Below are 10,932 nucleotides of genomic sequence, written 5' to 3'. Positions count from 1 at the left end.
ACGCCGCCACCAACTGTCAAAGGAATAAATACTTGCGTGGCAACATCTTCAATAATGTGCAGAATTAGGTCACGATTATCCGAGCTGGCTGTAATATCTAGAAAAGTGAGCTCATCGGCACCTTGCTCATCATAGCGGCGAGAAATTTCCACCGGATCGCCTGCGTCACGCAGTTCAACGAAATTAACACCTTTAACCACACGCCCATTGGTTACATCCAAACATGGAATAATACGTTTTGCGAGACTCATCAGTGTAAAAAGCCGATTGTAGGTAGAGAAGTAAAATGCGCGGTATTAATTTTCTAAAGGAGGGGTCTTTTATGAGATACCGTTATCTTTACTCAATTGATCAGCCAAAACTTGAGCTTCCTTGAAATTCAAAGAGCCTTCATAGATGGCTCGCCCAGTAATGGCCCCGATAATTCCTTCGGATTCGATTTCACACAATTTCTGAACATCACTTATATTGGTAATGCCGCCGCTGGCAATAACCGGTATGGTGAGTTCTCTGGCTAATTCGATAGTTGCTTCAATGTTAATGCCGCTGAGCATGCCATCTCTGCCGATATCCGTGTAAATAATTGCTTCTACTCCATAACCTTCAAACTTTTTGGCTAGATCAATGACATCATGGCCAGTAATTTTAGACCAGCCATCAACCGCCACCTTGCCATCTCTTGCATCTAGCCCAGCCATAATCTGCCCTGGAAAAGCGTTGCAGGCGTCTTGCAGAAAACCGGGTATTTTGATGGCTGCAGTGCCGATGATGATATAAGAAATGCCATCGTCAAGATAACGTTCGATTGTATCAAGATCGCGAATGCCTCCGCCCAATTGAATGGGTATCTGGTCATCGAGAGACTGAACAATTTCAAGGATCGCGGCTTCATTTCTTGGTTTTCCGGCGAATGCACCGTTTAAATCGACAAGATGGAGCCTACGAGCACCTTGGCTTAACCAATGTGCGGCCATTTCACCAGGTTCTTTGGAAAATATCGTTGCATCTTCCATAACCCCTTGTTTTAGTCGCACACAGTGGCCGTCTTTAAGATCTATTGCAGGAATAATCAGCATCGCTTAATCAGAATTAATAATTGATTAAAAAGGTCAGTTTACTACATTTTTGATTTTAGAAATTCGGTGTCCATTTGGTAAAGTTGCTCAATAGCGTTAATCCTGCTGATTGACTTTTCTCCGGATGAAACTGTACCGCGAAAATATTATCTTGTGCAATGGCGCAAGTAAATGGAAACGGGTAATTACTTTGCGCAGCGATGGATGCGCCAACAGAGGTGTCCACATAATAACTGTGCACAAAATAAAAACGCGCATCTTCAGCGATACCTTCCCATAATGGATGTTTTATGGCTTGATAAACTTGATTCCAGCCCATGTGGGGTACTTTCAGTTTCTGTCCTTGCGATGACGTCATGGTTGCGGCTGGGAAGTGCACTACTTTTCCCGGCAGAATGTTTAAGCCTTTGACATTTCCTTCTTCGCTTTCTTCAAATAGCATTTGTAAACCGAGGCAAATGCCGAGGTAGGGTTTGTGGGTGGCCGCTTCTATTACGGCTTCTCGTATCCCGCGGGCCTCGAGCTCATGGATGCAATTACGCATTGAGCCTTGCCCGGGTACTACGACACGCTTCGCTTTTCGCACGATATCCGGATCGCCCGTTACTGTGATCGATAAAGTAGGAGCAACATGTTCTAATGCTTTGTGAACAGAACGCAGATTTCCCATTCCATAATCTACAATTGCGATATCAGTCATACAATGATTTTGTTGAAAAAATGCTTACAAAGTGCCTTTGGTGGATGGGATAATTCCGACCGCTGCTGGGTCAAGCTCAATGGCCATACGTAATGCCCGTCCGAACGCTTTAAATGCAGTTTCAGCCTGGTGATGCGCGTTTCTTCCAGATATATTGTCGATATGCAAAGTTATCAAGGCGTGATTTACTAGTCCCTGGAAAAATTCATGAATCAGATCGACATCAAAATCACCAATATGCGCGCGGGTAAAATCAACATTAAATACCAACCCTGGTCGACCTGATAAATCTACGACTACACGTGTCAACGCCTCATCAAGTGGCACATAGGCGTGACCATAGCGGCGCAATCCTTTTTTATCTCCTACTACTTTCGTCAGTGCCTGACCTAAAGTAATGCCGATATCTTCAACGGTATGATGTGCATCAATATGTAAATCGCCTTTAGCAATCACTTCAAGGTCGATCATGCCGTGACGAGCTATTTGATCAAGCATATGATCGAGAAATGGCACTCCGGTTTCCAGAGTAGATTTACCTGTTCCATCCAAATTCAGATTAATATTGATCTGAGTCTCTAGTGTGTTACGAATAACTTGTGCTCTGCGCATAGGAAGAAATCTTGAGTAAGATAACGAATTTAAATCTGATTTTAAACTGTTTTACTCAGTATGGCTTGTAATGTTGAACAAAACTGAGAATTTTCATCCGGTGTACCTATAGTTACACGTAAACAGTTTTCTAATAAAGGGTGGGTGCCATCTAAATTTTTGATTAATATTTTGTGTTGTTTCAGTGCTTGAAAAATTTGCGTGGCCGCATGGATTTGAAACAAAATAAAATTAGCCTTCGAAGGATACACTTTAATATTATCTATTGTAGCAAGAAATGTACTCATTTTTGTGCGTTCTGATTTGATAGCTTCCGCTTGTTCTGACAAAACTAAAGTGTGGTGTAATACTTTCTCAGCAATTATTTGCGTCATTATGCCAATGTTATAAGGTAAGCGCATTTTTTCCAGTTGTTCCAACCACTCAGTTCTTCCCAGTAATAATCCTAATCTTAAACCAGCCAATCCTGATTTGGATAACGTGCGCATCAACAATAGATTGGGATATTGAACTAATTCATTGATAAAGCTGGTATCAGCAAAAGCTTGATAGGCTTCATCGATTACGACAATACCAGCAGTAGCTTGTATGATGCTTAAGATCTCTGCGCGATCAAATAAATTTCCAGTCGGATTGTTGGGGTAAGCCAGAAAGATGACAGCAGGCTTATATTTAACAATTGCAGCCAACATGGCGTCCAGATCCAACGAGAAGTCCTGTTTTAAAGGCACGCCAACATATTGAATATTCGCGAATGTAGCGATCATCCGGAACATTACGAAAGAGGGCTCTACGCTGATAAGTACTGCACCGGGCTTGGCTACCGCCATCGCAATAATTTGAATGATCTCATCCGATCCATTGCCGAGCAGAATATCGATGTCATCGGAAATTTCTAGGTTCTGACGTAATTTTTGTTTAAGCAAAGCCGCGCTGGCATCTGGATAACGATTAACAGGCGCATTTGCAGTCAGTTGTGCAATTTCGTCACGCAGTTCCGGCGATAGCGGATAAGGATTTTCCATCGCATCCAATTTAATCATGCCTGCAGCAGGAGGAACATGATACGCAGAGAGCGCAAGAATTTCCGGTCTTATAATATGTTCTGGAACAGATGAATTACTCATAGACGTCTATTTTAACCCAATCTAACGGTAATATGTGGGAACAGCGCGGAATGCTGACTGGTCTCTTTTAAAACGACCAGATTCTGCATTAGTTTGTGAAACTCACTTTGATATTTACTTAGTCGGTTTGGTGCAATTAAAACTTCTAGCTCATTTAATTCTTGCTTTTCGCTTGTGAGAGGGCGTCAATATAAGAGCAATCATCAACTGTTCTTTATCGGATTTTCATAACAAGCGACTCATATCTCCAGTGCTAAACCCGATCAGCGGTTCAGTAAATTCTTTTCCATAGGCGATAACTTTGAATAATTCGCCCATTTCGGCAGGGTTGACCAGTTTTTGCAATTGATTGGATTGTGGCAAGTAGCGGGCAGTATCTTCGATGGGTGTTTGTGCCAGAATTTGGGTAATTCCGGAGTTAATCAGAAAAAAGGCCTGGGTCGTATAGCCCAGAAGTGAAAGGTCGCTATCGACCGCGGCATCCGTGATCGCACTGAAATCAACGTGGCTGGTGATATCCTGCAGGCCGGGGAGATAAAAGGGATTGTCATGGGCGTGGTGGCGATAATGGCACATTAACGTGCCTTGACTGCGCTGAGGGTGATAGTATTCATTGCATCCAAATCCATAGTCAATCAATAGGATAACGCCTTGCTGAAGGATTTTGGCTAAGCTGCGCATAAAACCAGCCGCGGCAAGATTGATCTCGCTGACATATTCAAGACCTGATTGATTATCCGGATTAATGCGGGGTGTTAATTGATTGCAAATTGCATAAAGATCAGTATCGTGCACGGGCCGATCTTGCCAGGCGAATTGATTGTTTTGCCAGATCACTCCACGTTCTAAGATGGCATCATCCTGCCATACGGCCAAATGCACCGGCATTGCATCCAGTACTTCATTGGCCAGTATAATGCCGCTAAATGGATCGGGTAGCTGTTCCAGCCATTCCACGCGATGCATGAGGTGAGGCGCCTCGCTAGTCAGTAGCGTTTGTTGCCGCTGGCGCAGTTCGGCGCTTACTTCCAGAATCAAATATTTCTGCGGTAATGCAGCGGTTTTTTCCAGTTCGAGCAATATATCGAGCGCCAGCTTGCCCGATCCCGCACCAAACTCCAGAATATCAGCCTGCTTAAGCTGTTGGGAAATTTGCGCTAGTTGGAGTGCCAGAGTACGGCCAAATAATGAAGAAATTTCTGGCGCGGTGACAAAATCTCCGGCACTACCTAATTTGGTTGCGCCACTGCTGTAGTAACCCATTCCAGGTGCATACAGCGCCAGATTCATAAATTGCTCGAAAGAAATCCATCCGCCTGAAGCAAGAATCTGTTCTTTAATCAGCGCCGATACTGAGTGACTGTGAGTCAGTGCGATTTCACTGGGGAGCGGGAAGCTGGGTTGTAAAGACATAAGCAAGAAAGATTCTTTGTGGTAAATTGCAAAGGTAAACAGTGTAGCAGTACTTTTAAAGGGGCGTGCGTGCAGGGGAAAGTGATTTTGATTACCGGCGGGGCGAAACGGGTAGGCGCAGCTATTTGCCGCAGGTTACATGCGCAGGGTGCAAGGTTGATTGTGCATTATCGGTCGTCATTCGAAGAAGCCAAGCGATTGCACGATGAGTTGAATCAACAACGCGCTGATTCAGTAGCTTTGGTGCAGGCCAATTTGTTGGATATTGCATTATTTCCCGAATTGGTGAAAAAAGCAGTTACCCGTTTTGGGCAATTGGATGTTCTGGTTAATAATGCTTCAAGCTTTTTCCCGACACTGCTCCCACAATGCACACTGGAAGACTGGAATGATCTTATCGGCAGCAATCTTCAGGCGCCGCTTTTCTTGACCCAAGCAATGGCGCCGTATTTGAAAGCGCAGCGAGGTTGTGTCGTGAATATCGTGGATATCCATGCTGAGCGGCCGTTGAAGAACTATGTGATTTATAACGCTGCCAAAGGTGGATTGTTAGCACTGACCAAGTCATTGGCGGTAGAAATGGCACCCGAGGTGCGTGTCAATGGCGTTTCTCCGGGGCCGATTTTATGGCCGCAAGATGGTGAATGGGCGGATGAAGCAGCGCGCGAACAGATAATTGTCAGCACCTTGCTCAAACGCTGCGGTGAGCCGGATGATATTGCCAAAACGGTACAATTTTTAATTGCTGATGCACCTTATATTACCGGGCAAATTATTGCAGTGGATGGCGGACGCAGTATCCATCTATAGTTCATCAAATGCCTGTAAGTTTAGCCGGTACAATTCAAAGTTTTTCTATCGCAGCGCTTAATAATTGTATTTCCCATATCGGATGTTAATAACGCTAACTCGCTTTAGCGTCAGTTCAGACGAGCTGACTCGTCCCAAAGGTTTTCATGGGTTATATCATTCTGGTATTGAGACTATTGTATAATCCCGTTCCAACCATTTTTAGAGCGGCTTTGCCTGATTCCAGTAGTAGTACAAAATTACTCATCATGCAATTATCCCAATTATTTGTTTTGCCACAATGAATAAAGCCCATCCACTGGCATGGCGTGCTGCATTGACATCTATTCCATATCATTACCGCGTTTGGTTGCAGGATAGTGGATCTTTAACGCGCCGTATCCAGGATCGTTGCGTGAAGTTTTGTGTCAAGCGTGTTTTTCAGTCACTCAGCAAAATTTATGAGGATGAACAAAGCGTGATGGGGTTGCGCGCCAGTGAATGGGCGATGGTGCGAGAAGTGTATCTCTATTGTGGCAATACGCCAGTGGTGTTTGCGCATTCGGTGGTGGCGCATAAAGATCTGCGCGGGGCGTGGCGAGGGTTGAGTGGCTTGGGTAATAAATCTTTGGGGACAGTGTTATTTACCAATCCTAAAATCAAACGCACGCCGCTGGAATTTAAAAAATTAAGCCGCAGTCATTTTTTGTATGATCGGGCTTGTGCTCGTTTGCCAGAAAAACCTCATAATCTATGGGCAAGGCGTTCGTTGTTTACGTTACACGGCCAGTCGATCTTAGTAACGGAGGTATTTTTGCCTGCTATTTTGGATTTGCCATTGTGAATATTACTGATCGAATTAGAACTTACACGCAATTGATGCGGCTCGACAAACCGATTGGAATTTTACTGTTGTTGTGGCCGATGCTTTGGGGGCTGTGGTTTGCGGCAAAGGGGTTACCCGATTGGCATATTTTGTTTGTTTTTGTTCTGGGTGCCGTGCTGATGCGCTCGGCGGGTTGTGTTATCAATGATTTTGCTGATCGTGAAATTGACCCGCATGTCGAACGCACTAAGAATCGCCCGATGGCGACAGGCCGCGTCAGTTCCAAAGAAGCTTTGGTGCTGGCGGCAGGATTAAGCTTATGCGCGTTCTTACTGATTTTGCCTTTGAATCAACTAACCATCCTGCTATCTTTGCCGGCGCTTTTGTTGGCTGGATCGTATCCGTTTACTAAGCGTTTTTTTGCAATGCCGCAGGCTTTTTTAGGAATCGCATTCAGCTTTGGTATTCCAATGGCTTTTGCGGCGCAAACGGATAGCCTGCCACCGCTGGCCGGAATCTTGATGCTGGCCAATTTATTTTGGGTAATTGCCTATGACACGGCGTACGCCATGGTCGATAAGCCGGATGATCTGAAAATCGGCATCAAGACTTCGGCGATTACTTTTGGTCAGTTTGATGTGCTGGGTGTGATGGTATGCCATGTTTGTTTTATCGTGATTATGATTGGGATCGGCCAGTGGCAGCAGATGAATCTGGCATATTATGCTGGATTACTGGTTGCTGCGGGGTTGATCGCATACCAGTACACATTGATTCGTAACCGCGAGCGGACGTTGTGTTTTAAGGCGTTTTTACACAATAACTGGGTAGGCATGGTGGTATTTACCGGAATCGCACTCGACTTCTTGATTTTTCAGCATTAAGGATTTTTTATGCAATATAAAGACTTGCGCGATTTTCTGGCGCAGCTGGAAGTGATGGGCGAACTGAAACGTATTCAAACGGAAATTGATCCCATGCTGGAAATGACGGAAATCTGCGACCGTGTCCTGAAAGCGCAAGGTCCGGCAATCCTCTTTGAACATCCTAAAGGACATAGCATGCCGGTGCTGGGCAATTTATTCGGCACACCGAAGCGGGTTGCGCTTGGCATGGGGCAGGAATCAGTCGAGGCGTTGCGCGAAGTAGGTAAGTTACTAGCTTACTTAAAAGAACCTGATCCGCCAAAAGGTTTGAAAGATGCTTGGGATAAATTGCCGGTGCTTAGGCAAGTGCTGAATATGGCGCCAAAAGAATTGAGTAGCGCACCGTGTCAGGAAATTGTGTGGGAGGGTGATGACGTCGATCTGAGTCGAATACCGATTCAAACCTGTTGGCCGGGCGATGTCGCGCCGCTCATTACCTGGGGCCTGACGGTGACCCGGGGACCGAACAAAACACGACAGAATCTGGGCATTTATCGTCAACAGGTCATTGGCTCTAACAAAGTCATCATGCGCTGGCTGGCGCACCGGGGAGGCGCCCTGGACTATCGTGAATTCAGCATGCTGTATCCAGATAAACCCTATCCCTTAGCCGTAGCTTTAGGTGCCGATCCGGCGACTATTTTAGGTGCGGTAACGCCTGTGCCGGATACCTTAAGCGAATACCAGTTCGCTGGATTATTGCGCGGTGCTAAAACTGAAGTGATCAAATGTATCGGCAATACTTTACAGGTGCCTGCTACTGCAGAAATTGTGCTGGAAGGTGCGATTCATCCCGGTGAAACCGCTTTGGAAGGCCCTTACGGTGACCATACCGGTTACTATAATGAGCAGGAGACTTTCCCGGTATTTACTATCGATCGCATCACGATGCGACGCAATCCGATCTATCACTCCACATATACCGGCAAACCACCCGATGAACCCGCGATTCTTGGTGTGGCATTGAATGAGGTATTCGTGCCTTTATTGCAAAAACAATTCCCGGAAATCACTGATTTTTACCTGCCGCCTGAAGGATGTTCATATCGCATGGCGGTAGTCAGTATGAAAAAGCAATATGCAGGACATAGCAAGCGCGTGATGTTTGGCATCTGGAGCTTTTTGCGTCAGTTTATGTATACCAAATTCATTATTGTCACCGACGACGACATCAATGTGCGCGACTGGAAAGAAGTGATATGGGCGATTACCACTCGGGTTGATCCTGTGCGCGATACTTTGCTGGTTGAAAATACCCCGATTGATTATTTGGATTTTGCCAGCCCGATCTCGGGGTTAGGCGGTAAGATGGGGCTGGATGCGACGAATAAATTTCCTGGCGAGACAAACCGGGAGTGGGGTACGCCGATTGTGATGGATGTTGCAACCAAGAAACGAGTCGACATGATATGGCAAGAACTGGGAATTTGATTTGCTGTGAGATATTTGACAAATCATTCTGTCATTGACCGTGAGTATGCATTTCTGGCAATTGCCAGAAATGCATATAAAAGATATGAGTTGCAACTATAGAGGATAGTTGTGTTGATAATTTTCTACCATTTTTGCGACTGTATTTGAAAGAATTGCTGAAACTGAATTATTTGCAGGTTGCACTGTGCTTGGCGAGGATGGTTTATTTTGGGCTTCATGAATCATAATTGCGATTTGACTATCTTGCTGAATTATTATTCTGTTTTTTGATGGATTACCTGTTAAAAGAAATAGTACAATGCCTAATAATTCAAATGACCATTTTTGCTAAATATTGAGATTTTTCTGGCGCATGGATCAAGACAAAAGGAAAAACGAACAATTGAATCAACTCCACCAGGATTTCCTAAACTAACAGCAGAATGATGAGACGAATTATTCGAAGTATACTTTTTCTGATCTTGCTTGGTTTACCGCTGACGTGTTGGAGTAATGAATCATCCGTCGTCAAATTAGAAAACGAGCAAAAACCGATCATAAAGCCGCAGAAAAAACCGGTATCGATTGAAGCTGACAAAATTACTGGCTATTACAAGCAGGAAATTGAAGCGACTGGAAATGCAGAATTGCATCATGGTGATAATGTTCTCACCGCAGACCGGATGAAATATTATCAGCAAACGGAAGATGCTGAAGTTGAAGGAAATGTGCGTCTGGAACGACCCACTGATATCCTGCAAGGTCAGCAACTTGAAATTAATCTGCAGACCGAAGTGGGTCATTTAACCGAACCCCGTTACTCAATGAAAGAAGGTAAGGGGCGTGGTGCTGGTGATATTTTGTTGTTCGAGGGTAAAGATAATTACCGGATTAAAGATACCAATTATACTGCTTGCCCGGAAGGGAACCATGATTGGTATCTGCGTGCCAAAGAACTAAAAATTGATAACAAGAAAGAGGTCGGTACTGCACGGCATGTCAGTGTGGTGTTTAAAGATGTACCGATTTTGTATTCACCTTGGTTGGATTTTTCCTATAGCGGTAAACGCAAAACCGGCTTACTGGCGCCTGTTGCAGGTTATAACGTTAGAACCGGTTTTGATGTAGGTTTGCCAGTTTATTTGAATATTGCACCGAATATTGATGCGACAGTAACACCGCGAATTATGACTGAGCGTGGTTTTCTGCTAAGTAATGAATTTCGGTATATCGGCAATAACAATATGAATGGGCATTTGTTGTTTGATATTTTGCCGCAGGACATCGACAGAAATCGAACCCGCTGGGGTGTTTTATTTACACACACGCAAAATATTGGAAAAGGCTGGCAGGGCTTTATGAATTACAACGCGGTTTCGGATGATCGTTATTTTCGTGAGCTGACACCCAATTTGGCGCAGACCAGTTTGGTTAACTTGTCACAACAGGGTGGGGTCAACTATAACGGTAGATTGGGAACGGATGGTGTTCTGAATTTCACCGGATTTGCGCAACGATTTCAGACCATTCAGGATCCCTTTGCGCTAATTGTGTCGCCTTATGAGAGGCTGCCGCATTTTGCTGTGAATGCGGCTAAGTATAATGTTGGCAAACTAGATTTTGAACTGCAAAGTAGCTGGACTAATTTTTATCACCCAACGCTTGTCGACGGAAATCGTTCCATTTTTTATCCTAGCGTCAGTGCGCCATTACGTAGCGAATATGGCTATATCACACCCAAGTTTGGCTTGCATTACACGCATTACAATCTAGCTGCGCCAGTGGATACCAAAGGTGAAAACGTGGATCGCACGGTACCTATTGTGAGTTTGGATAGTGGGATTGCATTTGATCGTCAATTCAATTTTGGCGACAGAAGCATGATCCAAACGCTTGAGCCTCGTTTATTCTATGTTTATGCACCGTACCGTAATCAAGATTATTTGCCGAATTTTGATTCGGCAATCAATGACTTCAGTTTTGCGCAGATATTGACTGAAAATAGATTCAGTGGTGGCGATCGTATTAACGATGCTAACCGTGGTGTAGC

At 44.6% G+C, this 10,932-nt stretch carries 11 protein-coding genes; 5 read left to right on the top strand and 6 right to left on the bottom strand.

Annotated elements, in window-relative coordinates; translation table 11 throughout:
• The 6 genes from Q0C11_RS13300 to Q0C11_RS13275 all read right to left on the bottom strand — a co-directional run.
• Positions 1-251: HisA/HisF-related TIM barrel protein (locus Q0C11_RS13300; protein WP_293008765.1), on the bottom strand; the 251-nt coding region annotated here is incomplete at its 3' end.
• A 69-nt stretch (positions 252-320) separates the two neighbouring features.
• Positions 321-1,076, bottom strand: a complete 756-nt coding sequence (gene hisA, locus Q0C11_RS13295) for a 1-(5-phosphoribosyl)-5-[(5-phosphoribosylamino)methylideneamino]imidazole-4-carboxamide isomerase (RefSeq protein WP_293008763.1) — start codon at positions 1,074-1,076, stop codon at positions 321-323.
• A 55-nt stretch (positions 1,077-1,131) separates the two neighbouring features.
• On the bottom strand, positions 1,132-1,776 hold the full coding sequence (gene hisH / locus Q0C11_RS13290; protein WP_293008761.1) for an imidazole glycerol phosphate synthase subunit HisH: 645 nt from the start codon (positions 1,774-1,776) through the stop codon (positions 1,132-1,134).
• Between the two features lie 24 nt (positions 1,777-1,800).
• Positions 1,801-2,388, bottom strand: a complete 588-nt coding sequence (hisB, locus tag Q0C11_RS13285; RefSeq protein WP_293008759.1) for an imidazoleglycerol-phosphate dehydratase HisB — start codon at positions 2,386-2,388, stop codon at positions 1,801-1,803.
• 41 nt (positions 2,389-2,429) lie between these two features.
• Positions 2,430-3,515 carry a histidinol-phosphate transaminase gene (gene hisC, locus Q0C11_RS13280; protein WP_293008757.1) on the bottom strand — a complete coding sequence of 362 codons (1,086 nt, stop codon included), beginning with the start codon at positions 3,513-3,515 and terminating at the stop codon, positions 2,430-2,432.
• 225 nt (positions 3,516-3,740) lie between these two features.
• Positions 3,741-4,928: an SAM-dependent methyltransferase gene (locus Q0C11_RS13275; protein ID WP_293008755.1), complete on the bottom strand. Its 1,188-nt coding sequence runs from the start codon at positions 4,926-4,928 to the stop codon at positions 3,741-3,743.
• Positions 4,929-4,997: 69 nt separating this feature from the next.
• Between Q0C11_RS13275 and Q0C11_RS13270 the strand changes: the two genes are divergently transcribed.
• From Q0C11_RS13270 to Q0C11_RS13250, 5 genes are all read left to right on the top strand, one after another.
• Complete coding sequence (locus Q0C11_RS13270; protein ID WP_293008753.1) at positions 4,998-5,738, top strand: pteridine reductase; 741 nt, start codon at positions 4,998-5,000, stop codon at positions 5,736-5,738.
• 280 nt (positions 5,739-6,018) lie between these two features.
• On the top strand, positions 6,019-6,561 hold the full coding sequence (locus Q0C11_RS13265; protein WP_293008751.1) for a chorismate lyase: 543 nt from the start codon (positions 6,019-6,021) through the stop codon (positions 6,559-6,561).
• The gene (gene ubiA / locus Q0C11_RS13260) at positions 6,558-7,427 is read left to right on the top strand and encodes a 4-hydroxybenzoate octaprenyltransferase (protein WP_293008749.1); all 870 of its coding nucleotides are present in this window, start codon (positions 6,558-6,560) and stop codon (positions 7,425-7,427) included. Before Q0C11_RS13265 ends, ubiA begins: the two co-directional genes overlap by 4 nt.
• A 9-nt stretch (positions 7,428-7,436) precedes the next feature.
• Positions 7,437-8,900, top strand: coding sequence for a 4-hydroxy-3-polyprenylbenzoate decarboxylase (gene ubiD, locus Q0C11_RS13255; protein ID WP_293008747.1), 1,464 nt, complete (start codon positions 7,437-7,439; stop codon positions 8,898-8,900).
• 425 nt (positions 8,901-9,325) lie between these two features.
• Positions 9,326-10,932, top strand: a 1,607-nt coding sequence (locus Q0C11_RS13250) for an LPS assembly protein LptD (protein ID WP_293008745.1), incomplete at its 3' end; no start/stop codon positions are given.

This window comes from Nitrosomonas sp. (genome assembly GCF_022842015.1).
In the GTDB taxonomy this organism is placed as follows: Bacteria; Pseudomonadota; Gammaproteobacteria; order Burkholderiales; family Nitrosomonadaceae; genus Nitrosomonas.
Note: the sequence above shows the minus strand (reverse complement) of the source record. Positions and strands in the feature narration are given on the sequence as shown.